Genomic DNA, 24234 nt, shown 5'->3' with positions numbered 1-24234 from the left:
GAGATAGCCTCACCGCCATGAGTGCTACCCATCTCGCCCCCGAGACTCCCGACGCCGAGCCGACCGCTGCCCTGGCCGCGACCACCTCCTCTCCCTCCGCGTCCTCTTCCGTTTCCGCCGCCTCAGACGGCGCCGCGGCCGCTCCCGCATCCTTTGTCGTGAACATCCCCGGCATCGCGGACGCCGATCTGGAGCCGGAACCGCTGGATCCCGAACAGATCGTCTCGGGCGAGCCGGTGGTGACGGGCAAGGTGCTGTGGGAGTCTCCGGACGGCAAGCAGATCCGGGGAATCTGGCAGATCACGCCGGGCGTGGTGACCGACACCGAGGCCAACGAACTCTTCGTGGTCGTCAGCGGGCGCGCCACCATCGCCGTCGAGGGCGGCTCGGTGCTCGAGGTGGGACCGGGCGACGCCTGCGTTCTGCGCGAGGGCGACCGCACGCAGTGGACCGTGCACGAGACGTTGCGCAAGGCGTACCACATCAGCCTTTGACGGGCCGGGGCGGGCCGGGGCGCGCGGGGCGCCGGGCGGACCGTGCCCGGTGCGCTGCCCGACCGACCGGGAATGCGGCGGCTGACGTGGTTGTTGTGCCGCACGACATGGCGTACGGGTGGCTGAGAAGGGCCGCCCGTACGGCTACGAGAGGAGATGGCCGTGCCCGAGCGCAGTCCCGAGACGAACGTCATCGACTTCCGCGCCGCGGAGCAACTGCTGGCAGCCCGCGACCCGCGCGGGGCGATCCGATTGCTGGACCCGGTCATCACCGCCCACCCGGAGAACACCGCGGCGCGCCTGCTGCGCGCCCGTTCCTTCTTCCTGGCCGCTCAACTGCGGTCGGCGGAGCTGGAGTTCCAGATCGTCCTGGAACGCGAGCCGGCCAACGCCTTCGCTCATTTCGCCCTGGCCCGTACGTTGGAACGCGCCAACCGCACCGACGAGGCCCTGCGCCACTTCCGTCTGGCGGCGGCCCTGGATCCCCGCCCGGATTTCCTCGAAGCGGCGCGTTTTGCACCGGGGGGTGGCAACCCTGGGGGTGGCAACCCTGGGGGTGGCTAAGGGGGAGCGGGGGGCGGGCGCTGAGGGCGGCGCCGCGTCGTGACGGGCGGGGGGGCTCCCCCCCGCCCCCCACCCCACCCCACCCCCGCCACGCCTCCCCTGCGCCGTCCTCGGTTGTCTGTCTGCCTCCCTTCCCACGGCATGCTGCCGGTGTAGCCCGCGCCGTACTGCCGGCAGGTTCCACTGCCGTGTTTCCGGGCGGCACCACGCCGGCGTGCCTCTGCGTCCGGCGCTCCCGCCCTGCCTCCGGCACCCGGACCCAGCACCCGGCACCCCTACCCAGCACCCCCTTGCACCCGGGGCTGAGTTCTACGGCCTGGGGTTGCGTCTTCGGCCGTTGGCGTTCCGGCGGCCGAAGACGTCGTTCCGGCCGTGGTCGGGTTCGTAGGGCGGTATGTCCTTGCCCGGCTGATAGTGCGGGCCCTGGTGGATGTGCCGTATCACGATGGCCAGGTCCATGGCGGCCAGCAGTGCCAGGGCGGCGCAGGCCGCTGCCCACTCCGGCCGTCCGGCCGCGGCGAAGGCCACGGCTCCGGCGATGGCCCACAGCATGCCCCACAGTGCCAGCCCGCAGCGGATCTTCAGCGGGCTGCGCGCCTGAACCGGCTCATTTCCCGTACGCATCGGTGCCCATCTCCCACCTCCAGGATCCTCCCGATTGACGCGTCAGTCACTCACTCAGGGATTGGCTTCAGGTGGGGGCGGAAGAGGAAGCCTCGCCCCCGGTCACGGGTCCTCACCGTGGGTTTTGTGGTCTCTGTGGTCGGCGAGTGGTTGGTGGTGCGCGGTGTCGGATGGTGCCGGGCCGGGACTCGTTGTAGTGGGGGTGGCGCCGGCGGGGCTCGGATCGCCTGCCGGGTGGCCGTTGATCCAGGACAGGCCGCCGATGTCGAGCCGGGCTCTGGCGCGTGTCACCGCTACGTACGCCAGGCGTGCCTCGTCGATGTCGATCGGCCCCGGGACCGGCCTTCCGTCCGCTCCGTGTTCGTCCAGATCATCGGGGCCCGTGAAATCGTCCGCGATGCGCACGCTCGCCCACTCCCGCCCCTTGGCCCGATGTGCCGTGGACACCGTGACCTCGGCGGAGTCCTCGGGTGAGAGCCGGCGCAAGGCATGCAGGAGGGACGCTGTTCCGTGCTCGTCGACGAGTTCGACCAGCGGCAGCAGATCCCGTCCGGCCGGGTCGTACTCCGCGTACTCGCGCAGTTCCGGCCAGGACTCAAAGAGCATCAGCTCGGGGTGCATCGTCCGTCGTCCCGCTTCGAGGTCGTGTGCGGCCCGCGCCAGTGCGCTCAGCGCCTCGCCGCCCCCGGCGAGCGCGACGCTACGGTGCGCTTCCAGCTGCCGTATGACCTCCACCATCGCCCCGACATTCGATCGGCACAGAATCGCCTCCGGGGTGGGCAGCCTGGTCAACTCCGTCTCCAGCTGGGGCGATCCCGTGAGCCTGATGGGCGCGCCGACGATCGTCAGCCAGCGGTTGGCCTCTGCCGCCAATGCCCGGCCGAAGCGGAAGGAGCGGGTGAGGGTGAGTTGTACGCCGTCGAATCCCGTCATGACGTCGCGTGCCCCTCGCCATCCGTAGATCGCCTGCGCCGAGTCGCCGACCAGCACCAGCTGAGCGTGGTCGCGCTGGGCACAGAAGACCTGCTCGACCACGGGGTTGGTGTCCTGGGCCTCGTCGAGGAGCAGGAAATCCGCCGGGATCACGGGGTCTTGCAGCGCCCACATCTTGAGGTAGTGGTCGTGTTCGAAGCGGACCACGCCGCGGTCCTGGCGCTGGAGGTCGGCCCAGGCCTTGCGGGCGTACGGCAGGACGAGGTCGGCGAGTTGACCGTGCAGGGCTTCCGAGGCGACGCCGCGTAAGGGCGGGACGTGGTGGCGCGCGATGTCGTCGTCGGCCGACTGGCAGAACCGGGTGACCGTGCGCAAGGCCGAGAAAGAGAGCGCCTTGTTGTTGACCTTGCGCGCGCCGAGGCGCACCGAGAGGCCTTCGTCGATGCCGAGGGCCGAGCCCGTCCTCCATCCCGCTTGTCTGGGGGCGTTCATCCGGGCCTGGTATTTCCTGCCGACTGCGTTGTAGGCGAGGGCGTGGGCGGTCCCGCAAGCCGCTCCGGCGGGGAATGCTCTGGCGGCGTCGCGGGCGATGGCTCGGTTGAAGGCGATATATCGGCCGCTGCGGCCCTGGCGCTGCGCGTCATGCGCGAGCATCGCGAGGGTGGTCGTCTTGCCCGTGCCGGCACCGGCCTGGATGACGAGATGTGTGCCGGTGCGGAAGGCCTCGGCCGCGGCGCACTGCTCGGGTGTGGGGGTGTGCATGACGGCTCCTTGATGAGATTGCGTGATCACTGAGCGTGATGATGTGACGGACTGTAGCCGCTTTCGCGACGCTGCGCAGATGCGTTTCGAGGCCTGTGGATAACTTTGGTCCGGTGCGGCCCGGCGGCGCTTTCGTTCTGCGACGTCGCCGTTGCGCGACGCCCTTGTGCGACGTCTCTGACCTGGGAAGCGAAGCGGCGGAGGCGCGGGGAGGACTGCGTTGTCAGTGCCGTGTGATTCCATCGAATTCCTGCAGAGCTGCAGCGGTGCAAGCTCCGTCGGCGACCCGTTCATCGCGCGGAGCGGCGAGCGTGGGCAGCACACCGGCAGCGCAACGGCAGGGTGTGGGTCTGCGGGAGTGAGCCGGGCAGGGAGGGGCGGTCGGACGGGCGCCCGCGGCCGCCGGGCGCGGAACGATCAAGCGACAGGGCGACAGGAACGAGAGGACGGCACGGCATGGTAGGGCGGTGGGGGGCAGCGGGGGCGGTGAGCGGGGCGGCGCCGTGGGCGGACGCTCCGGCGTCCGCCGTGCCCGGGACGGGCGACGGCACCGGCAGCGGTGCCGTCCTGGCCCGCTGTGCCGTGACCTTCCTGCCCGGCCGACCACCACGCGCCGGGAAGATGGCCTTCTGGCGGCCCGATGGCGGCCCGCTGCCGGACGGGGGAGCGGGGCGGATCACGCCGGGTGCGCCGCAGCCGGACGGTGAGCTCTCGGAGCTGACCGTCGCCCGGCGGCACGGCAACGGCGCCCGCAGCCGTACGGTGCCCGCGGTGCTGCTTCCGCTGGCCGAGGCGCTGCCGCTGCTGGCCGGGGCCCGGCACGACCCGACTGCCCATCCGTCCGCCGCATGCTGGGGCGCGGCGACGCTGCACGCCCTGCATCTCGCCGCGCGCGGCAGGCTGCTCCCCGGGCTGACCGACGAGGACACCGATGCCTGGCGCGCCGGCCCCCTGGACCCCGACGACATCGCGCACCTCCGGGCCATCGCCGCGGCCATGCCCGGCGAGGCCCATGCCGTCCCCGTCCCCGGCAGCCGCCCGCTCCGGCTGCCCGATCCGGCGGCGCTGGTCCGCCTCTTCGCGGACGCGGTCGCCGACGTCCTGCCCCGCACCCCCGCCGCCGAGCTGGTGGCCGCCGCCCCGTTCGCGGCGCGCGCACCGCAGCATCTGCCCGGCGCCCGCGAGTGGGCCGCCGAGGCGGCGGCCGGCATCGATGCCGGCGTACGGCTCTCGCTGCGCCTCGACCTGCCGTCGCACAAGGTTTTCGACGGCAGGGCGGACAGTGCGGCAGATGCCGAAGAGCGCAGCGCGGCGGCCGCCGTCCTCCAGGTGCACAGCCTCACCGACCCGACCCTCGTCGCCGATGCCCGTCACCTGTGGGAGGGCGAAGGCCCCGATCACTTCGGGCCGCGTTCCCGCGTCGACACCCTCCTGGCGCTGCGGCGGGCGGCCCGTATCTGGGAACCGCTCACGCGCCTCCTGGAGCGGCCCGTTCCCGATGTCCTCCCGCTCAGCGAGGACGAACTGTACGACCTGCTGGGACCGGCGGGGCCGCGGCTGGGCGCCGCCGGGGTCGCCGTCCACTGGCCCAAGGAGCTGGTCCGCGGGCTGACCGCCGCCGCGGTGCTGCGCCCGGCACCCGGTTCGGCCGCGGACGGCTTCGGCTTCTTCGACACCGACGAACTGCTGCAGTTCCGCTGGCAAGTGGCGATGGACGGCGAGCCGCTGAGCGAGGCCGAGATGGACGCCCTCGCCGAGGCCCACCGCCCCGTCGTCCGGCTGCGCGACCAGTGGGTCCTGGTCGACCCGGCCGTCGTACGCAAGGCCCGCAAACGCGAACTTGGCTACCTGGACCCGGTCGACGCCCTCGCCGCGACGCTCGGCGGCACCACGGAGGTGGACGGAGAAGAGGTCGAGGTAGTGCCACTGGGGGCCCTCGCGGCGCTGCGCGGGCGCCTCACCACCCCGGCGCCGCCGCTGCCCCAGCCGCCCGGACTGCGGGCGACCCTGCGCGACTACCAGCTACGGGGCATGGCCTGGCTCGACACCATGACGTCCATCGGCCTCGGCGGCTGCCTCGCCGACGACATGGGCCTGGGCAAGACCATCACCATCATCGCGCTCCACCTGCACCGAAAGCCCCGAGCGCCCGTGCTCGTCGTCTGCCCGGCCTCCCTCCTGGGCAACTGGCAGCGCGAGATCGAGCGCTTCGCCCCCGGCACGCCCGTACGCCGCTTCCACGGCGCCGGCCGCAGCCTGGACGCCCTGGACGGCGGCTTCGTCCTGACGACCTACGGGACGATGCGCAGCAGCGCCGCCCAACTGGCCGCCCACCGCTGGGCCTGGGTCGTCGCCGATGAGGCGCAGCACGTGAAGAACCCGCGTTCGTCGACGGCCAAGGCGCTGCGCGGCATCAAGGCGCCGGCCCGGATCGCCCTCACCGGCACGCCGGTGGAGAACAACCTCTCCGAGCTGTGGGCCCTCCTCGACTGGACGACGCCGGGACTGCTGGGGTCCCTCAAGACGTTCCGCGCGCTGCACGCCCGTGAGGTCGAGGGTGGGGAGGACCCGCAGGCGGCACAACGGCTGGCGAGGCTGGTGCGGCCGTTCATCCTGCGCCGTAGGAAGTCCGACCCCGGAGTCGCCCCCGAGCTGCCCCCGAAGACCGAGACGGACCATCCGGTGGCGCTGGGCCGCGAACAGGCCGCCCTGTATCAGGCCGTTGTCCGCGAGGCCCTCGCCCGGATCGAGGCCGCCGAGGGCATGGCGCGGCGCGGCCTGGTGATGAAGCTGCTCACGGACCTCAAGCAGATCTGCAACCACCCCGCGCAGTACCTCAAGGAGACCGCGCCGGGCCTGGCCGCCCGCTCCGGAAAGCTGGAACTGCTCGACGAACTCCTGGACACCATCCTGGCCGAGGGCGGCGCCACCTTGGTCTTCACCCAGTACGTGGGGATGGCACGGCTGCTGGAACGGCACCTCGCCCACCGCGGCATCCCGAACCAACTGCTGCACGGCGGCACCCCGGTGACGGAGCGGGAGAAGATGGTCGACCGGTTCCAGGCGGGCCACGCCCCGGTCTTCCTGCTGTCCCTCAAGGCGGCGGGCACCGGCCTCAACCTCACCCGTGCGGCACATGTCATCCACTACGACCGCTGGTGGAATCCGGCAGTGGAGGAGCAGGCCACCGACCGCGCCTACCGCATCGGCCAGACCCAGCCGGTCCAGGTGCACCGCCTGATCGCCGAAGGCACCGTCGAGGACCACATCGCCCAGCTCCTCACCGCCAAAAGGGCTTTGGCCGACGCGGTGCTCTCCGGCGGCGAGACCGCCCTGACCGAGCTGTCCGATGCCGAGCTGGCCGATCTCGTCTCCCTGAGGAGGTCCGCATGAACCGGATGAGTCCCTCCGGTTACCGGGGACGGCCGGCGGCGTCCGGGCGGGCCGCCGCGGCCGACCGGCTGGCGCGCGCGGACCGCTCGCGGACGTTCCCGCCGCTGCCGGCCCGCACCGGTGCCCGCGGGCTGTTCGCCGAATCCTGGTGGGGCAGCGCCTGGCTGGACGCGCTGGAGACCACCGCCCTCGACAGCGCCCGGCTCGCCCGCGGCAGGACGTATGCGCGCGACGGCCATGTCGACACCATCAACGTCACGCCGGGCCGCATCGTCGCCACCGTACGCGGCAGCCGGCCCCGCCCCTACAGCGCCGAAATCCGCCTGCGGACCCTCACCGACCAGGAGTGGGACGGTCTGCTCGACGCGATCGCCGCGGAGCCCGCACAGCTCGCCGCGCTACTGGCCAAAAAGCTGCCCGGCGCACTCGCCGAGGGGGAGGTACGCCTCCTCCCCGGGCCGGGCGACCTCGATGCCCGCTGCTCGTGCCCCGATCACGGACGGCCCTGCAAACACGCCGCCGCGCTCTGCTTCCAGGTGGCCCGCCTGCTGGACGCGGACCCCTTCGTCCTGCTGCTGATGCGCGGCCGCGGCGAACGGGAACTCCTCGATGAACTCTCCCGCCGTCACGCCGGCCGCAGCGCCCAGGAGAGCCGTGCCGCCGCCCCCGTCCCCGCCGCGCCCGCCCCCGGGGAGCCCGCGGTGGCGGTGCCCACCACGCCACACAGTGTCCTCGCCCGGGACGCCCTCGCCGACCGCCGCCGCCCGCCGCTCCCGCCACCCCTGCCGGTGCCCTCCCACCCCGGCCGGCCACCGGCCCTCCCCGATGCCGACGGGCTCTCCTTCGACCCGGCCGCCCTGGAATTCCTGGCCGCCGACGCCGCGGCCCGCGCCCACGCCTTCCTGTCCGCCGCCGGAGCCACCGAAGCCGCCGGGGCCTCGGAAACCGCCGAAGCCGCCGGAACCGCCCGTTCCGGCGAGGAACGGCGGCCGGTCCGCGGCCCGTTCCCGGATCTGCCCCCCTGGGAGGACGCCATCCGCCTGGCGGCCACCGCCCACCCCACCGCCGGACTGACCTCCGCCACCCGGGCCCTCTACCGCGACCTCGCGGCCGCCACCGGCCGCACGCCGACCGAGGTGGCCCGCTCCGTCGCCGCCTGGCGCCAGGGCGGCCCCGAAGGACTCGCCCTCCTCGACACCCCCTGGGACCCCCCGGCCGGCGACTTCGACCGGGCCCGCAGCGCCCTGCTCGCCGCCGACCTCCCGCCCCTGCGCCCGCGCCACAACCACCTCACCGACCCCGGGCGCCGCATCCAGCTGCGGTTCGGCCACGACAACCGCTGGTATCCGTACGAATCCGAGCCCGGCGCCGAGGACTGGTGGCCCACCGGCCCCGCCGACCCCGACCCCGTGGGTGCCCTGACCGCCCTGCTCGCGCGATGACTACCCTCGACGCCGTGGAAGGCCTCGACACACTCACCCGATCCCTCGCCCGGCGCACCCCGGAGCAGCTCGCCGCACTCCTGACCCGCCACGCCGAGCCGCTCGCCCGCCGCCCCGCCCCCACACAACTGCGCGGCCTGGCAAGCGCATTGTGGTCGTACGAGGTCCTCCACCAGCTGGTGATCCACCTCGACCACCCCCGGCTGCAAGTGCTCGCCGCCACGGCCCGCATCAGCCAGGAACGGGCCGCCCACACCGCCCCGGGCCCCGCCGCCCCCGCCCCGGGCGCCGACTACCAGTCCCTGATGGCGCACCGCCTGTCCTTCGCCCACCTGGCCAGCGAACCCGTCCCGCCCGAAGAGGTGTACGCGGCGCTCGGGGCCGCAGGGCCAGGCCCCGCCCGCACGGCCGCCGAAGCCGCCCTGCACGCCCTGTACGACGACGGTCTGGCCGCGCCGGCCGAGGACGGCAGCATCGTCGTCCCGCCGCGCACCCCGCAGCTCCTGGCCGCCCACGACCTCGGCCCCTTCGCCGCACACGCCCCGCAGCCGGCCCCACACTCCGGTCCCGGCGCCGGCGTCCCGCACACCGCAGCCGCCCTGCCCGACGCGGCGAAGGCCGCCGCGGCGACCCTCGCCGCCACCTCGGAACGCCTCCTCGCCTCCCTGGCGACGCAGCCCGCCGCGCTGCGCAAGTCCGGCGGCCTGACGATCCGGGAGATCAAACGGCTGGCCAAGGCAGCCGGCGCCACCGAACCGCACACCCGGCTCCTGCTCGACCTCGCCCTCGCCGCCGGCCTGATCGCGCTGACCCGCACCCCGGCCGGCATCACCGCGCTCCCCACCGGCGCCTACGACGACTGGCTCGCCCGCCCACCGGGCGAGCGCCTCGCCCCTGTACTGGCCGCCTGGTCCGCCCTGTGGGCCGTCCCCACCCACACCCCCTTCGGCGAGACCCCCACCGCGCTCGTACGGGGCCACGACCGGCACGCCCCCGCCCTGCGGCACGCCCTCCTGGCCGCGCTGGCCACCGTCCCCCTCGACGCCGGGGCGCCCCTGCGGCCGGCCGTGTCCGCCGAACACCCCGCGTTGCCGGCCCTCCTTGCCGCCGCCGACTGGCACCGCCCCCTCGCCGTCACCGCACAGCCGCAGGCCGAGGAACGCGCCGCCCACACCCTCGACGAAGCCGCCTTCCTCGGCCTGAGTGCCCAGGGCACGCTCACGCCCCTGGGCCGGGCCCTCCTCGCCGATCCGCAGTCCCTCGGCGAGCCGCTGCGGGACCTGCTGCCGCCGCTCCTCGAACGGGCCCACTTCCAGGCCGATCTGACCGCCGTCGTCACCGGCCGCCCCACCGCCGCCCTCGACGGACTGCTCGCCGCGGCCGCCGACCGCGAATCCGAAGGCCACGCCGTCACATGGCGCTTCACCCCCGCCTCCGTACGCCGCGCCCTGGACACCGGCCGCAGCGCCGAGACCCTCCTCGCCGACCTCGAGGCCGCCTCGGCGACCGGCGGACTGCCGCAGCCGCTCGGCTACCTCATCCGGGACACCGCCCGCAGTCACGGCCGGATGCGCGTACTGCCCGCCGCCTGCTGCATCCGCTCCGACGACGAAACGCTCGTGACCGAACTCGCCGCCCACCGCGGCCTGCGCGACCTGGGGCTGCGCGCCATCGCGCCGACCGTGCTGGTCAGCGGCCGTCCCCCGGCCGCCACCCTGGAGGCGCTGCGCGCCGCGGGCTACGCCCCGGCCCTGGAGTCCGACACCGGCGCAACGACCGTCGAACGCCCGCCGACGCACCGGACCACGGCTCCCGCGCCGGCCCGCGCCCCCGGCGCCCCTCTGGCCCTCGCCCAACGCCTCCTGGCAGAAGCCGGCGGCGCCTGACCCGTGGGCCGGCCGGAACGGGCCAACGGACCGGCGGCTACTCGTACTCCGTGCCGCCCTTGCGCGTCAGATACGCGCCCCCGACCACCTTGGCGATGGCGCGGCCGCCCAGCACCGGGCTGAAGCGGTCGCCCAGCGGACGGACGACGACGCCCTCCCGGATGTGCACCGCGCGCCCGGACAGCGTCTCGCGCCCCTCGGCCAGCTCCATCACCCGCCGCGCGTCATAGGGACCCGTGAACAGCGTCGGCACCACCGGAAGCCGCCCGGCCAGCACCTTCGTCAGCTCCTGCGGCTCCAGCCAACGCACCTGACCGCCGACCTCCACCGACACATCGAACACGGCGTACGCGGGCTCGCCCCGGCGGCTGTCCGCGCCGTACCCCAGATCCTGTACGCCGTCGCCGTACACCTCGCCGAAGACGCCGACCCGCGAAGCCCCCAGCTCCGCGGCCAGCTCCGCCGCGACCCGGTCCGCACGATGGGCGCGCACCGCCCGCCAGTACAGATTCTTCGGGTCCTCCACCAGGGCCAGCCGCTGCGCGCCCAGCCCCTTGGACGTCACCTGCACGCGGCCGTCGCCCGCGCTGTAGGTCAGCGCGCACGCGGTGCCGTGCACCTTCTCCGTGACCGCCACCGGCTCGCCGTCGGCGAACACCTCCGGATAGCGCTTGAGGTTCTCGATATCGATCCACGGCAGCAGACCGGGCGCCGGCTCGACCTCGCCGCTCATCGAAATCGGCACCGGCGGCACCCATTTCACGATGCCCAGCTCCGCCGCGAAGTCCACGCCCTCCTCGCCCGCCCGCGCCAGATCCCTGCCGTCCAGGGCCTTCGGCCGGCAGACGATGCCCTGCGACAGCTCACCGCGCAGCCGGATCGCCTTGATCCGGTTGGCGGCGGACCCGGCCAGCTTGCCGGTCAGCCCGAGCTCGGCCACCAGCTCCTGGGGCAGTACGGCCTGCTCGGGGATGTACAGGGCGAAGTCGCCGGTGCGGTAGACCCCCTTGGCGACGACGGCGCGGTACAGCCCGACCTGGGCGAGTTCCAGCGCATCGGCGTTGGGATGCTCATGAATCGTCACCTGCTCGACCGTGACGCGCAGCGTCGACATGCCGGATCCCCGTTCCTGTGCACGGCAGTTGTGCCGTGGTTGCGTGGTGCGGGCTGCCGCGCGGTGCGGCACCCCGCCACCACTGTGATCGACGGGCGGGCGCCGGGCGAACGGATTTTCCCTGCCGTGCGGGGCCGGCCCGTCAGTGCTCTGCCGGTTTGCGCCGGCCGGCCACGGTCGCCGATACGGGTACCGAGGCGGCCGGGCGCGCGAAGCGGGCCGGGGGAGCGGCGGGTGTGATCACGTCGATGTAGGCGCGGTGGACCGGGGGGCGGCCGAGGGCGGTGGTGAGCACGCCGTTGACGGCGCCGCGGACGAACCGGGCGGCCGCGGACCGCGGCCGCCCGGTGGGGGCGGCGGGGATCTCCCGGCGCGTGGCCGGTGCCCAGGGTGCCTGGGCGATGCGTGCGATGGTCTGCTGCACGCTGCGGGCCAGGGACGGTTCGTCCAGCCCGCGCCGGTGCACCGCCTCCCGCAGCGCGAGGGCGCTGTGCGCGGCGATGGACAGACCCTGACCGTAATCGGGGGTGAACGAGGCGACGGCGCCGCCGAGGGCCACGAAGCCGGTGGGCCAGCACCGCAGCTGTTCGTAACGCCGCAGCCGGCTGGCGGTGTCGCGGGAGACGCGGACCTCGCTCAGCGGCTCGGCGTCGGCTATCAGGTCGCCGATGACGGAGTGGGGTATGCCGCGGGCGAACGGCACGAACCGGTCGGCGTGTTCGGACGGCCGGCCGGCGCCGGTGCCGGTGAGGGTGACCAGCCAGCGGCCGCCCTCGATGGGGACCAGCGTCGCCGTCCGCCCGGGATCCCGGCGGCTCTCCGGGCCGGAACGGTCGGCGATCACCGGGCAGTTCTCCGCGCCGGGCGGTGCACGGAAGATACGGGTGGCGCAGACGATGCCGGAGTCGGCGAGCTCTTCGCGCACGACCGGCAGGCCCAGCGCGGCCAGCCGGCCGGGCGTCGTGGAGCCGCGTCCCGTGGCGTCGACGACAAGGTCGGCATCCAGACGGTGGGCCTTGCCGGTGACGGTGTCCCGGACGCGTACCCCGGTGATGTGCTCCGCCGTTCCGGTCAGCTCCTCGGCCTCCGTTCCGTCGAGGACGCTGACGCCCTCGAGGGCCGGGACCTGCTCACGGACGACCCGGTCGAGCAGGTCGCGGGAGCAGGCGATCACGCACTGCGCGGGCCGGCGGGGTAACCAGCCCTGCGGGGCGGCGGCGTGCCTGGCCGGCAGCGGCATGGGGCGGGCCCCCTCGGCCAGCCATTGTTCGATGACGCCGGGCAGCAGCTCCGCCACGGTCCGGGCGCCGTCCGCCGACAGCAGATGCGCATGCCGGGCCTGCGGAAGGTCCGTGGGCAGGGCGCGGGTACGCGGCAGCCGGTCCCGCTCGACGATGACGACATCGGCGTGTTCGGACAGCGCCGCGGCGGCGAGCATTCCCGTGAAACCGCCGCCCAGCACCACGGCGAGATACGGGTGGGTGAACTGGAGCCCGGTGGTGCTCGTACTGCTCGACGCGTTCATGGGCAGTGCCTTTCTCGGCGGGGGCGCGTGGTTCCCCTGCGGTAGCGGGTCGCGTCCAGAAAGGGCGGTGCCGCATGCATGCGGGAGTGCCGGCGCGCGGCGGCGATGACGGCGTCGGTGGCGGCCGCGATCGAGGCCGTCAGGGAGGCAGGCAGGGAAGCGGAGGCGGACCGCAGGAGGCGGAGTGGTGCCGGCGGCGTCGGCCGGGCCATTTGAAGGTCCCGGCAGGCCGGCGCGAACGCCGGCCTGCCGCCCCCCGTTTTCCCCATCATGATTCCCCCTCAGGCCGTGTCCGCCCCACCGCACACGGGGCCGTACCCGCCGCCACCCGCCCGTGTCACCGGGTGGGATGGGCCGGCGCGCTTGCCTCGCGGAACGCACGCCGCCCCTGGGGGCGTGGCCGTCATATCCGGTCGACGGCGGACACAGTTCCGGATCGTAGGCGGCGGAGATCCCTTCCGGTAGCCGGAAGAAAACGAAGGGCGCGTAGGAGCCACCCGGGGAATACCGTGGGGTAGATCCATGGCAATTCGGGTCAATGGGTGGAAAGCGTCCCGCTGCTTTCTCACCTCGCGAGAAAGCCGCCGGATATGTGTCGCCGGAGGTGGAAAGTTGGCGCACGAACGGCCGGATGGTTGGCGCGAATTGATCGGATGACGGCGGGCCCGCGGGCGCCGTGCCTACCCTGTGCGGGCACCGCACCTGAGAACCCGAGGGAGAGTCGTGCGCGCGATCGTGATGCGAGAATTCGGCGGCCCGGACGTACTGCAGCTGGAGGACGTGCCCGACCCCGAGCCCCGCAGCGGACACTCCCTGGTCGAGGTGACCCTGGCCGGCATCAACTACGCGGATGTGCACGTCCGCGGCGACTCCTACCTCGCGCCCGTCGAACTGCCCTATACACCGGGCAACGAGGTGGTGGGCACCGTGGACGGCGGGCGCCGCGTCGTCGGACTGACCCGCGGCGGCGGATACGCCGAGCGGACCCTGCTGCACCGCCGCGTCACCTGGGACGTGCCCGACGGCATCACCGATCAACAAGCCGTCGCGCTGGCCCTCCAGGGCAACAGCGCCTGGCATCTGCTCTTCACCTCGCTGCGCATCACCGAGGGCGAGACCGTCGTCGTCCCGGCCGCGGCCGGCGGCGTCGGCTCGCTGGCCGTCCAGCTCGCGGCGCAGGCCGGCGCCAAGGTCATCGCCCTCGCCGGCTCGGAGGCCAAGCGCAAGGTGGCGGCGGAGCTCGGCGCCCACGCGGTGGTCGACTCCACGGCGGACGACCTGACCGAACGCATCGTGTCGGCGGCCGGCGGCCCCGTGCAGGCGGCGCTGGAGATGACCGGCGGCGCCACCTTCGCGCAGACCCTCGCCGCCGTCGCCCCGCGCGGCCGGCTGGCGGTGTACGGCTTCGCCGGCGGCGAGCTGGCGAGCGTGCAGACCCGGGCGCTGATGGAGCGGTCCCTCACGCTCTCGGGCTTCTGGCTCCCGCAGCTCTACGCGGACCGCACCGCCCTGCCCACCTCCATGCGGGCCCTGTTCGACGCGGTGGCCGACGGCCGGCTCAAGCCGCTGCTCGGCGCGTCCTACGCTCTCGGTGACGCGGCGCGCGCACACCACGATCTGGCCGCGCGCACCCCGACCGGGAAACTCACCCTGGACGTCGCCCGGTAACCGAGGGCGCAGGATGGGCACAACGGCTTCGGGAGGGCACCCCGCAGCCGCCCACCCGGGGCAGCAACGGGGGCCGCGAGCGCGGGGGGTGCCGGCTCGCACCACACAAGCCGTGCGCCTCAGGGCGCGGATCACTGCCAGGGGAGAGAGCACACCATGGGCAACAGCACCACAGCGCCGGGAGCCGCGGCTTCGGCCGCCGCCACCCCCTCCGACGGGGGAGCGGCCGGGAACCCGGGGGAGGGCACCGCGGCCACGGCGAAGCGCAGCTCGGCCCGCGCCAAGAACGTGGGCCAGGCCCCCAAGGCCACCTCGGCCGCGGGCGCGCGGACGTCGGGATCCGGCCATGCCGAGCGGGTGTTCCTCGTCCAGACGGCATTCGCCGAACTCGGCGGATACGCCCATGGACCCGGGGAGATCGCCGAATTCACCGGCCTGGACGACTCCGTCGTCTACCGCATCCTGCAGTCCGGTATCTACCAGCGCATTTTCGAACGCGTCGACCGCGGCCTCTACCGCCTGCGGACCTCCGCCGCCCAGCTGGCCTTCAGCGCCCTCGACCACCGCCTCAACGGCGACACCACACAAACCGCGCTGCGCGCGCTGCGCGAGGCCACTGACGGCGGGCTGGCCTTCCTCTACATGGTGGCGCCGTTCTCCGGCGCGCAGCGCCAGTGCATCGACATGGCCGTCGGCGACTCCGACCTCGCCGAGCTGGGGATGACGCCCCGCGATGTGCTGTCGGTGACCCGCTCGCTGCGCACCGGCGCCTCCGGCCGGACGATCCTCGCCTACCTGTCCCCGGTGCTCCAGCAGCGGGTGCTGGCCGAGCCCGTACCCGACCAGGCGGGGCCCGGCGTCTTCCGGGACAACGACGCGCTGCTGGCCTCCCTGGCAGAGGTCCGCGACCTCGGCCATGCGCTGGGGTACGAGGAGTGCATGGCCGGCTGGAACTCCTGCGCGGCGCCGATCATGTGGGACGGTTCCATCATGGGTTCGGTGCTGCTCCTCAAGCCCAAGCACGTGATGCCGCAGCCGCCCGAGAGCGTCATCGAGGCGACGAAGGAGGCGGCGGCCGAACTCAGCCGCTACGGAGCCGCCCGCCCGGCCGCCAACGAGGCCTGAAAACCGGTACCGACGCAGCGCGCACCACGCCGAGGGGACCCGAGGGACGACCGCGGCGCGGCGACGGCGGCCGCGCCGTGCGCCGGCCGACGGCCCGGAGGCGGCAGCCGACCACCGAGCGGACGGGAGCCCTCCCCGGCGGCCGGGCACAATGGCCGGGTGCGGTTTGAAGCGATCACCTGGGACCGGCTGGCCGACGCCCTCGCCGGGCACATCGCGGCGATGACGGCGAAGGACGGGAGCCCCTGGCTGCGGATCGCGGTCGACGGGGCCCCCGCGGCCTCCACGGGCGAGCAGGCCGGGCGGCTCGCCGAGGCGCTGCGGATCCGGGGGCGGGCGGTGCACAAGGCCGGCACCTTCGGCTTTCTGCGCCCCGCCTCCCTGCGGCTGGAGTACGGCCGCGAGGACCCCGACGCCTTCTACGACGAGTGGTTCGACCGGCGGGCCCTGTGGCGCGAGGTGTTCCAGCCGCTGGAACCGGGCGGCACCGGGAGGGTGCTTCCGGACCTGTGGGATCCCGTGGCGGACCGTGCCACCCGCAGCGGATACGTGGAACTCCCGCCCGGCGGCGTCCTGGTGCTGCACGGCCCGCTGCTGCTCGGCCACTGGTTCCCCTTCGATCTCACGGTGCACCTGAAGCTGTCGCCCGCCGCGCTCACCCGCCGTACGCCGCAGGACCGGCGCTGGACGCTGCCTGCGTTCGCCCGCTACGAGGACGAGGCGCGGCCGCAGGAGGCGGCGGATGTCGTCGTACGGGCCGACGATCCCCACCGGCCGGCCTGGAGCGGGCTCGGCTGAGCGCCCCGGGGCACGCCCAGGACGTCAGACGAGCTGCCGGATCTCGCCTCGCACGCGGTAGAAACCGCCCGAAGCCGGCGACAGGTCCTCGACGACATAGCGCGCCCCGGGACGGCGTATGTGGCGGGGGAACTGGACGTTCCAGGACGGTTCATAGCCCTCGGAGACCACATGGACCCGCAGCCGGCTGCCCTCCTGGACACACTCCACCACGATCCCGGAAGCCACTGCGGACGCCACCGTCTGCACCGTGGCGGACGGGGTGTAAGTGGGCAGCGCGGCCGCCGACTTGACGTCCCGGGCAACCGGGACCGTGCCCGACCGGGCGGCGGCGATCGCCGCGTCGCCGGCGTCCACGCACAGCAGGGAGCCGTCGGTGGTCACCATGTACAGCTTCTCGTCCAGATACTGCATCGACAGCGCCGAGCCGCCGCCCGTGCCCAGCTTCCACAGCCGGGTGCCGTCGGCGGCGAAGCAGTACACCGAGGAGGACGAGTCCCCGGCGAAGACATAACGGCCGTCGAGGGCGGTGGCGCAGGAGTAGACGACCGTGTCGCAGCTGTAGGTGGCCTCCACGGCACCGGTGTTCTTCGCCAGCCGCTGGACCACGTGCCGGTCCGTGCCGGCGTACACCGCGCGGTCCTCCTGCCAGCCGAACATCACCCCGCCCCGGGTCGGGGTGTGCCACAGCTCGCCGCTGCCGTCGGCGCGGTAGGCCGTGACGCCCCGGTGATGGCCGTGGTAGACGGCGTGTTCGTCGCGCCGCACCATCCAGGCGTGCTGCCCCGGGCTGCGCCGCGACCACTGGTACTCGTCCTCGTGGTCGATGACGGTCAGGCCGCCGTTGCGGTCCGCGACGTTCAGGATGCCCTCGCGGATGTCCAGCCAGAAGATGTCGACGTCGGGCCCGATGTCGTAGGCGGCGAACGGCAGCTTCGAGGACAGGTCGTAGACCTTGCCGTCGTCGCAGCCCGCGTAGATCCAGAAATCGTCCGCCACCAGGCACTTGACGCCGTCGGGCAGCTGATAGCGGGCGAGCACCTCGCCGTCGTGGCCGAGGGTGTGGACCTCGCCGTTCTGATTTCCCACCCAGCAGCGGTCCTCGGCGATGTGGATCCCGAACATGGCGGCGTCCGTGCGGAACCGCCACAGCACCGGCGCGACCGCGCGCGCCGTCGACGGCGCGGAGGTGACCTGGCGCCGCGTCACCGACCGCGCGGAGCGCTGCCCCTGGACGGCGGGAGCGTAGCCCTTGCGGACCTTTTCACCGATCTTCCTGGCGGCCGCGGCCTGCGCCTTCTCCCTCGTCGGGAACGTCGAGGTCTGCTGCTGGCCGGCCGCTCCGATCCGGCCGTAGCGCACCGAGACGTCCGTGCCCGAAACCGTCACTTCGTAGAACTTGTGGGCGCCGCCGCCCTCTTGGGACAGCTCCAGATATGTCGTGGTCTCGAACATGGCGAACTCCCTCCCCCGGGCGGCCCCGACGACCGTCCCCCGCTGCTGAAAAAACCGTACGACCCACCACTGACAATCGGCCTCCGGCGCTGGTCACGGGCCGCCGGACGGCCCGCCGGCGACGGCGGTTAGCGTGTTGCCATGAGCACTTCACCCACCGCAGGCAACGCATTCGACGACGCCACGCCGCTGCCCGGCCGCGCGGGCCCCACCGCGACCGTGGAAGCCCTGCCGCGCTCCGTCGGCACCGTCACGACGTCCTACGCACCCGACCACGACGGCGACCCGGACCCCGGGGAGATCGTGTGGACCTGGGTGCCCTACGAGGAGAACGACGGCCGCGGCAAGGACCGGCCCGTCCTCGTCGTGGCCCGCGAGAGCGGCGGCACCCTGCTGGCCGTGCAGCTCTCCAGTAAGCGGCACAACCACGACCGGGACTGGGTCGCCATCGGCGTCGGCCCCTGGGACCGCGCGGGGCGCGACTCCTGGGTGGCGGTGGACCGGGTGCTGCGGGTGCACCCGGACGGGATGCGGCGCGAGGCCTGCGCACTGGACCGGGGCCGCTTCAACCTGGTCGTCAACCGGCTGCGAGAGCGTTACGGCTGGCGCTGACGGCCCCGGGCACCGCGAGCTGTCAGGCGTCCGCCAGGGCCAGCAGCTTGGTGACGGTGTTCCAGTTACGGGCGGTGGCCGTCACCCCGAGCGGGGCGCGGCTCACGGCATCGGCGAGCTTGGAACGGCCGATGCCGTCGGGGCACCACAGATACAGTTCGCGCCCGGTCAGCCGGAATCGGTCGGGCGCGAACGCGCCCGCATCGAGCGCGTCCAGCCGTGAGGTGTCGGCCGGCACCGCCGACAGAAACGTGACATGCAGGCTCTTCGGCTCCGCCGTCGCCTGCGGAAAGGGGTTCGCGGCGACGGCGGCGGCCAGCTCGTCGCGGGTCCGGACGACGACCGGCACGGTCAGGCCCAGATCGGCGGTGATCCGGTCGTGGATCATCCGGGCCGTCTGCGCCGGCGGTGTTCCCGGGTCGGCGAAGACGATGTTGCCCGTCTGCAGCAGGACGGAGACGTCCTGGAACCCCAGGGCTTGAGCCAGCTCCAGCTGCTGCGCCTTGGGGAAGCGGTTGTGGCCGCCGACGTTGATGCCGCGCAGCAGAGCGATCTGACGGGACATGGCACTGCCCTTCGCTGGAGCCGGACACCGGCCCGGGGAACAGGGAACGGGGAACGGGGAACAGGGAACGGGGAACAGGGAACAGGGAACAGGGAACGAGAACCGGGGAACGGGAGACGGTCAGAACAGCGGCGCGGGCAGGACCCCCTCCAGCGCCAGCAGCAGCCGTTTGGTCTCCAGCCCGCCGCCGAAGCCGCCGATACCGCCGTCGCTGGCCACCACCCGATGGCAGGGCACGACGACCGGGAGCGGATTGGAACCCATCGCCGCGCCCACCGCGCGGGCGGCGCCCGGCTCCCCGACCCGGTCGGCGAGGTCCTGATAGCCGACGACGCTGCCGTAGGGGACACCGTCCGCCAAGGCGTGCAGGACCCGGGCATGGAAGCCGGACGACAGCGACCAGTCCAGGGGCACCGTGAAGGACCGCAGCTCGCCGGAGAAATAGGCGGTGAGCTCGGCGCCGGCCGTCGCCACGTGGGGTATCCCGGCGACCGGAGGTCCGCCGAAGTACTGCTCCAGTCGGGTCAGCGCGCGGCGGGCCGTGCGCTCGTCGGCATGGAAGACCACCTGGACCAGGCCCTTGCGGGTCGCGGCGAGCAGCAGCGGACCGATGGGGCTCTCGCGCCGGGTCCAGGCCCAGTCGCGGCGTGCGCCGCGCTCCGCCTCCGGCGGTGTCACCGGACCGGTCCCCTGCGCGGCTGTGGCCTGCTCGGAATTCGTCACGTGATTCAGCGTAGGACCCGCCACTGACATCGCGCCGGGAAAGGACACCGGGAGCCGGCGACCGAGCCCCGCGCGACGGGTGCCACACGCCGGATACGGGCAGGTCAGGGCGACGATGCCGGTCCTGCCCGCTTGCCGTCCCGCGGCCGGTCAGTCGTCGCTGGTCTCCAGCGCCTCGCGGATCTCGTCGGCCTTGTTGCTGATGATGCCGTCGACACCCATCCGGGCGAGGCCGACCGCCTTCGTGCCGTCGTCGACGGTCCAGGTGTAGAGCTGCATCCGGCGCCCGTGCGGGCCCTGCAGGCCGTGCACGGCGTTGACGTAGCCGGGCGTCACCGTCGTGTAGTTGGGGTTGATCTGGTCGCAGTACTCCGCGTACGTGGGGAGGTCGGCGACCGACGGATTGCCGAGGAAGCCCGTTTTGATGTCCGGCCGGATGCTGTGGACGGTCTTGACGGCCTCGGCGTTGAAGCTCTGGATGATCAGCCGGCGCTTGACGTGGCTTCTGTCCAGCCAGCCCTGGTGCCGCAGCTGCATCAGGGTCTGCAGCTCGATACCGGGGTAGAGCTCCGGCGATTTGAGCTCCAGCAGGAGCCTTTGGCCGTTGTCCTCGACCTCGTCCATGTAGTCCTCGAGCGTGGGCACCCGCTCACCCTCGAACTTCGGGCTGAACCAGCTGCCCGCGTCCAGCTTCTCGATCTCGTTGAGGGTGAAGTCCTTGACGTTCCACGGCTTCCGGTCGGGGAAGACCTGTTCGACGTTGGTGGTCCGGGCCAGCGAGTTGTCGTGCAGGACGACCAGCTCGCCGTCCTTGGTGCGCTGGACGTCGTTCTCGACCCAGACATCGCCGAGCCGGCGGGCCGCGTCGATGGAGGCCAGGGTGTTCTCGGGGGCGTGCGTCGGGGCGCCGCGATGGGCGATCGCCACCGGGTTGTGCCCGTTGGCCGCGGCCTGCGCGGCGGGGCTGGAGACGACGAGCGCGGACAGACCCATGAGCGCACCGGCGACAACGGTGGCGACGGGACGAATACGCATACGGACTCCTCGTGACGTCGGGGACGTGAACAGACCTGGAGTGACGTGCACCGGTCATACGGGCGGAGGCTCGCAGCCGGGCCGTAGCGGTAGGTGGTCGGAAGGTGGCCGGGGAATGAAGGCGAGGCGGCCGGTGTTCCGCGTGAGTGCCGTGGTTGGAGGATGCCCGTATCTGCCGTGCGGCAGTGCGCCCGACGCCGTCCAACTTGCCGGAGTCACGGCATCTGCGCATCTCGACCGATGCCGCGTCACCCGTAGCGTTTGTGAGCGGTTTTGCCCCGAAGGGCCCGCCCCGGACCGGCCCCCGTGGCGGCCGCCGCACCCCGCTCCGCGGCGGACCCGCGAGGTCAGACCCGCCGGAGCGGTCCGCGGCCGGCACCGGCCGTGCGGCGGTGACGGCCCCGGCGGGGCGGCGCGGGCGGACGGCCGAGTGCCCGCGACGGGTGGCGGCCATTCGCGCGAATCAGCTGGTCGGAGCGTTTGCCACCCCGGTTGTCAGTGGCGGGTCGTACGGTGGATCCCATGCGGCCCGTATCAAAGATCGAACGCACGGTGGCGCCCTTCGAGGTCGTCAGCCCCTTCCAGCCCAACGGTGACCAGCCGGCGGCCATCGCCGAGCTGGAACGGCGCATCCGCGGGGGTGAGAAGGATGTCGTCCTGCTGGGCGCGACCGGCACCGGCAAGTCGGCGACCACCGCGTGGATGATCGAGAAGCTGCAGCGCCCGACCCTCGTCATGGCGCCCAACAAAACCCTCGCGGCCCAGCTCGCCAACGAATTCCGCGAGCTGCTGCCCAACAACGCCGTCGAGTACTTCGTCTCGTACTACGACTACTACCAGCCCGAGGCGTACGTCCCCCAGTCCGATACGTACATCGAGAAGGACTCCTCCATCAACGAGGAGGTCGAACGGCTGCGCCACTCCGCGACGAATTCGCTGCTCACCCGGCGGGACGTCGTCGTGGTCGCCTCGGTGTCCTGCATCTACGGCCTCGGTACGCCGCAGGAGTACGTCGACCGGATGGTGCCCCTGAAGGTCGGCGACGAAATCGACCGCGACCAGCTCCTGCGCCGCTTCGTCGACATCCAGTACACCCGCAACGACGTCGCCTTCACCCGCGGCACGTTCCGGGTCCGCGGCGACACCATCGAGATCTTCCCGGTCTACGAGGAGCTGGCCGTCCGCATCGAGATGTTCGGCGACGAGATCGAGGCGCTCTCCACGCTCCACCCGCTCACCGGCGAGGTGATCAGCGACGACCAGTCGCTGTACATCTTCCCGGCCAGCCACTACATCGCCGGCCCCGAGCGCATGGAGAAGGCCATCGCCGGCATCGAGGCCGAGCTGGCGGAGCGCCTGGCCACCCTGGAGAAGCAGGGCAAGCTGCTGGAGGCCCAGCGGCTGCGGATGCGCACCACCTACGACATCGAGATGATGCGGCAGATCGGCTCCTGCTCGGGCATCGAGAACTACTCGATGCACATGGACGGCCGCGAGCCGGGCTCCGCGCCCAACACCCTCATCGACTACTTCCCGGACGACTTCCTCCTCGTCATCGACGAGTCGCATGTCACCGTCCCGCAGATCGGCGCGATGTACGAGGGCGACGCCTCCCGCAAGCGCACCCTGGTCGAGCACGGCTTCCGCCTGCCGTCGGCCATGGACAACAGGCCGCTGAAGTGGGAGGAGTTCCTCGAGCGCATCGGCCAGACCGTCTATCTGTCCGCGACCCCCGGCAAGTACGAACTCGCGCGCGGCGACGGCTTCGTGGAGCAGATCATCCGCCCGACCGGCCTGGTCGACCCGGAGGTGGTCGTCAAGCCAACCGACGGGCAGATCGACGACCTGGTGCACGAGATCCGGGCGCGGACGGAGAAGGACGAGCGCATCCTGGTCACCACCCTGACCAAGAAGATGGCCGAGGACCTCACGGACTACTTCCTGGAGCTCGGTATCCAGGTCCGCTATCTGCACAGCGACGTGGACACCCTGCGGCGTGTGGAGCTGCTGCGTGAGCTGCGGTCCGGCGAGTTCGACGTCCTGGTGGGCATCAACCTGCTGCGGGAGGGCCTCGACCTGCCCGAGGTGTCGCTGGTGGCCATCCTGGACGCCGACAAGGAGGGTTTCCTGCGCTCCGGTTCGGCGCTGATCCAGACGATCGGACGTGCCGCCCGTAACGTCTCCGGCCAGGTGCACATGTACGCCGACAAGATCACCGCGGCGATGGAGAAGGCCATCGACGAGACCAACCGCCGCCGGGAGAAGCAGCTCGCGTACAACAAGGAGAACGGCATCGACCCCCAGCCGCTGCGCAAGAAGATCGGCGACATCGTGGCCACGATCGCGCGGGAGGAGATCGACACCCAGGAGCTGCTCGGCACGGCGTACCGCAAGCCCTCCGAGGGGGCGGGTGGCAAGGGCGGCAAGGCCCCGGTGCCGGCGCTCGGCGCGAAGGCCGCCGCGGGCGCGAAGGGCAAGGGCGGCAAGGGCGGGGCGGCCCTGACGGACCGTCCGGCCGCCGAACTCGCCGAGCTGATCGAGGAGATGACGGAGCGGATGCGGGCCGCCGCGGCCGAGCTGCAGTTCGAGGTCGCGGCCCGGCTCCGCGATGAGGTCGGCGAACTGAAGAAGGAACTGCGGCAGATGAAGGAGGCCGGCGTGAAGTGAGGGGCGTCGCCGCACGTCGGCGCGGGGGCCTCCCCGCTCCGGGTGTGTCGCCGAGGCACGCCGCCGAGGTGTGTTGCAGAAACGCCACAAAACGCGGGGCGCGGACGTCCTGGCCCCGTCGTGGTGCGTAGGGTCGAAGGCACCGCCGGAAAAGCGGGCGGGGAAGTACGGAGAGGGGACGGCGCGTGTCGGTCAATTTGTCCAAGGGGCAGGGCATCAGCCTGCAGAAGTCCGACGGAGGCACCCTTACCGCGGTGCGGATGGGGCTGGGCTGGCGCTCGGCGCCGCGCCGTGGTCTGTTCGGACGGCGAACCAACGAGATCGACCTCGACGCCTCGGCGGTGCTGTTCGCCGACAAGAAGCCCGTCGACGTCGTGTTCTTCCAGCACCTCATCAGCGACGACGGTTCGGTGCGGCACACCGGCGACAACCGGGTCGGCGGCGCCGGCCAGGGCGGCGACGACGAGGCGATCGTGGTCGACCTGGCGCGGGTCCCGGTGCACATCGACCAGATCGTGTTCACCGTCAACTCCTTCACCGGCCAGACGTTCGCCGAGGTGCAGGACGCCTTCTGCCGGCTGGTCGACGAGACCAACGGCCAGGAGCTGGCCCGCTACACCCTCACGGGCGGCGGCAACTACACCGCGCAGGTCATGTCCAAGGTGCACCGCTCGGGCAACGGCTGGGCGATGACCGCCATCGGCGAGCCCTCCAGCGGCCGCACCTTCCAGGACCTGGTGCCCGCGATGGTGCCCCACCTCTGAGCACCGCAGCGGCAGCGCGCACCGGGCCGCGCCGCCGCAGCACCCCGGGCGCCACGCCCGACGCCCGGCCCGGGACGCACGCCAA

The 24234-nt window shown here is 72.8% G+C and carries 19 protein-coding genes; 11 read left to right on the top strand and 8 right to left on the bottom strand.

What is annotated here, in order from left to right:
* Positions 1–17: 17 nt before the first annotated feature.
* The gene (locus tag AC5677_RS10105; RefSeq protein WP_497194683.1) at positions 18–494 is read left to right on the top strand and encodes a cupin domain-containing protein; all 477 of its coding nucleotides are present in this window, start codon (positions 18–20) and stop codon (positions 492–494) included.
* A gap of 162 nt (positions 495–656) precedes the next feature.
* A complete protein-coding gene (locus AC5677_RS10100) occupies positions 657–1058 on the top strand; it encodes a tetratricopeptide repeat protein (RefSeq protein ID WP_497194682.1) in 402 nt (133 codons plus the stop codon).
* Positions 1059–1367: 309 nt separating this feature from the next.
* Here the strand turns inward: AC5677_RS10100 and AC5677_RS10095 are convergent, their stop codons facing one another.
* Positions 1368–1682 carry a DUF6343 family protein gene (locus AC5677_RS10095; protein ID WP_497194681.1) on the bottom strand — a complete coding sequence of 105 codons (315 nt, stop codon included), beginning with the start codon at positions 1680–1682 and terminating at the stop codon, positions 1368–1370.
* A gap of 102 nt (positions 1683–1784) precedes the next feature.
* Positions 1785–3377, bottom strand: a complete 1593-nt coding sequence (locus tag AC5677_RS10090) for a UvrD-helicase domain-containing protein (protein ID WP_497194680.1) — start codon at positions 3375–3377, stop codon at positions 1785–1787.
* A gap of 621 nt (positions 3378–3998) precedes the next feature.
* Between AC5677_RS10090 and AC5677_RS10085 the strand changes: the two genes are divergently transcribed.
* The 3 genes from AC5677_RS10085 to AC5677_RS10075 are packed head-to-tail and all read left to right on the top strand — an operon-like array spanning position 3999 to position 10098.
* Positions 3999–6770: an SCO1167/SCO6262 family helicase gene (locus AC5677_RS10085; protein ID WP_497196567.1), complete on the top strand. Its 2772-nt coding sequence runs from the start codon at positions 3999–4001 to the stop codon at positions 6768–6770.
* A 5-nt stretch (positions 6771–6775) separates the two neighbouring features.
* Positions 6776–8212: an SWIM zinc finger family protein gene (locus tag AC5677_RS10080; protein ID WP_497196566.1), complete on the top strand. Its 1437-nt coding sequence runs from the start codon at positions 6776–6778 to the stop codon at positions 8210–8212.
* Complete coding sequence (locus tag AC5677_RS10075; RefSeq protein ID WP_497194679.1) at positions 8209–10098, top strand: helicase-associated domain-containing protein; 1890 nt, start codon at positions 8209–8211, stop codon at positions 10096–10098. The genes AC5677_RS10080 and AC5677_RS10075 overlap by 4 nt, the downstream gene beginning before the upstream one ends.
* A 37-nt stretch (positions 10099–10135) precedes the next feature.
* On the opposite strand, the gene AC5677_RS10070 is transcribed toward AC5677_RS10075, so the two are convergent.
* Together AC5677_RS10070 and AC5677_RS10065 are read right to left on the bottom strand one after the other, a co-directional pair.
* Positions 10136–11212 carry an RNA ligase (ATP) gene (locus AC5677_RS10070; RefSeq protein WP_497194678.1) on the bottom strand — a complete coding sequence of 359 codons (1077 nt, stop codon included), beginning with the start codon at positions 11210–11212 and terminating at the stop codon, positions 10136–10138.
* A 142-nt stretch (positions 11213–11354) separates the two neighbouring features.
* Positions 11355–12737, bottom strand: coding sequence for an FAD-dependent oxidoreductase (locus tag AC5677_RS10065; protein ID WP_497194677.1), 1383 nt, complete (start codon positions 12735–12737; stop codon positions 11355–11357).
* Positions 12738–13460: 723 nt separating this feature from the next.
* Between AC5677_RS10065 and AC5677_RS10060 the strand changes: the two genes are divergently transcribed.
* The 3 genes from AC5677_RS10060 (at position 13461) to AC5677_RS10050 (ending at position 16328) form a co-directional block, all read left to right on the top strand.
* Positions 13461–14405 carry a quinone oxidoreductase family protein gene (locus AC5677_RS10060; protein WP_497194676.1) on the top strand — a complete coding sequence of 315 codons (945 nt, stop codon included), beginning with the start codon at positions 13461–13463 and terminating at the stop codon, positions 14403–14405.
* A 156-nt stretch (positions 14406–14561) separates the two neighbouring features.
* Positions 14562–15530 (top strand): IclR family transcriptional regulator domain-containing protein, encoded by a 969-nt coding sequence (locus AC5677_RS10055; protein ID WP_497194675.1) that lies wholly within the window; start codon positions 14562–14564, stop codon positions 15528–15530.
* Positions 15531–15689: 159 nt separating this feature from the next.
* The gene (locus AC5677_RS10050) at positions 15690–16328 is read left to right on the top strand and encodes a nucleoside/nucleotide kinase family protein (RefSeq protein ID WP_497194674.1); all 639 of its coding nucleotides are present in this window, start codon (positions 15690–15692) and stop codon (positions 16326–16328) included.
* Between the two features lie 24 nt (positions 16329–16352).
* Here AC5677_RS10050 and AC5677_RS10045 read toward each other — a convergent pair whose 3' ends face one another.
* On the bottom strand, positions 16353–17783 hold the full coding sequence (locus AC5677_RS10045; protein ID WP_497194673.1) for a WGR domain-containing protein: 1431 nt from the start codon (positions 17781–17783) through the stop codon (positions 16353–16355).
* Positions 17784–17924: 141 nt separating this feature from the next.
* On the opposite strand from AC5677_RS10045, the gene AC5677_RS10040 reads away from it, so the two are divergent.
* A complete protein-coding gene (locus tag AC5677_RS10040; RefSeq protein ID WP_497194672.1) occupies positions 17925–18395 on the top strand; it encodes a type II toxin-antitoxin system PemK/MazF family toxin in 471 nt (156 codons plus the stop codon).
* Between the two features lie 22 nt (positions 18396–18417).
* Here the strand turns inward: AC5677_RS10040 and AC5677_RS10035 are convergent, their stop codons facing one another.
* From AC5677_RS10035 to AC5677_RS10025, 3 genes are all read right to left on the bottom strand, one after another.
* Positions 18418–18960, bottom strand: a complete 543-nt coding sequence (locus AC5677_RS10035) for a DUF1697 domain-containing protein (protein ID WP_497194671.1) — start codon at positions 18958–18960, stop codon at positions 18418–18420.
* 120 nt (positions 18961–19080) lie between these two features.
* Positions 19081–19683, bottom strand: coding sequence for a methylated-DNA--[protein]-cysteine S-methyltransferase (locus tag AC5677_RS10030; protein ID WP_497194670.1), 603 nt, complete (start codon positions 19681–19683; stop codon positions 19081–19083).
* Positions 19684–19833: 150 nt separating this feature from the next.
* Positions 19834–20718, bottom strand: coding sequence for a glycerophosphodiester phosphodiesterase (locus AC5677_RS10025; RefSeq protein WP_497194669.1), 885 nt, complete (start codon positions 20716–20718; stop codon positions 19834–19836).
* A gap of 522 nt (positions 20719–21240) precedes the next feature.
* Here AC5677_RS10025 and uvrB point away from each other — a divergent pair.
* Positions 21241–23385: an excinuclease ABC subunit UvrB gene (gene uvrB / locus AC5677_RS10020; protein ID WP_497194668.1), complete on the top strand. Its 2145-nt coding sequence runs from the start codon at positions 21241–21243 to the stop codon at positions 23383–23385.
* 185 nt (positions 23386–23570) lie between these two features.
* Positions 23571–24149, top strand: a complete 579-nt coding sequence (locus tag AC5677_RS10015; protein WP_497194667.1) for a TerD family protein — start codon at positions 23571–23573, stop codon at positions 24147–24149.
* The last annotated feature ends 85 nt before the right edge of the window (positions 24150–24234 follow it).

The organism is Streptomyces sp. JLSY215, assembly GCF_059682825.1.
The sequence above is the reverse complement of the archived record's forward strand: the minus strand, read 5'-3'. Positions and strand labels throughout refer to the sequence as shown.

Coding starts and splice junctions, on each gene's coding strand:
- AC5677_RS10105 (WP_497194683.1), top strand. CDS start 18: ATGAGTGCTACCCATCTCGCCCCCGAGACTCCCGACGCCGAGCCGACC.
- AC5677_RS10095 (WP_497194681.1), bottom strand. CDS start 1,682: ATGCGTACGGGAAATGAGCCGGTTCAGGCGCGCAGCCCGCTGAAGATC.
- AC5677_RS10090 (WP_497194680.1), bottom strand. CDS start 3,377: ATGCACACCCCCACACCCGAGCAGTGCGCCGCGGCCGAGGCCTTCCGC.
- AC5677_RS10085 (WP_497196567.1), top strand. CDS start 3,999: ATGGCCTTCTGGCGGCCCGATGGCGGCCCGCTGCCGGACGGGGGAGCG.
- AC5677_RS10080 (WP_497196566.1), top strand. CDS start 6,776: ATGAGTCCCTCCGGTTACCGGGGACGGCCGGCGGCGTCCGGGCGGGCC.
- AC5677_RS10075 (WP_497194679.1), top strand. CDS start 8,209: ATGACTACCCTCGACGCCGTGGAAGGCCTCGACACACTCACCCGATCC.
- AC5677_RS10070 (WP_497194678.1), bottom strand. CDS start 11,212: ATGTCGACGCTGCGCGTCACGGTCGAGCAGGTGACGATTCATGAGCAT.
- AC5677_RS10065 (WP_497194677.1), bottom strand. CDS start 12,737: ATGAACGCGTCGAGCAGTACGAGCACCACCGGGCTCCAGTTCACCCAC.
- AC5677_RS10055 (WP_497194675.1), top strand. CDS start 14,562: ATGGGCAACAGCACCACAGCGCCGGGAGCCGCGGCTTCGGCCGCCGCC.
- AC5677_RS10045 (WP_497194673.1), bottom strand. CDS start 17,783: ATGTTCGAGACCACGACATATCTGGAGCTGTCCCAAGAGGGCGGCGGC.
- AC5677_RS10040 (WP_497194672.1), top strand. CDS start 17,925: ATGAGCACTTCACCCACCGCAGGCAACGCATTCGACGACGCCACGCCG.
- AC5677_RS10035 (WP_497194671.1), bottom strand. CDS start 18,960: ATGTCCCGTCAGATCGCTCTGCTGCGCGGCATCAACGTCGGCGGCCAC.
- AC5677_RS10025 (WP_497194669.1), bottom strand. CDS start 20,718: ATGCGTATTCGTCCCGTCGCCACCGTTGTCGCCGGTGCGCTCATGGGT.
- uvrB (WP_497194668.1), top strand. CDS start 21,241: ATGCGGCCCGTATCAAAGATCGAACGCACGGTGGCGCCCTTCGAGGTC.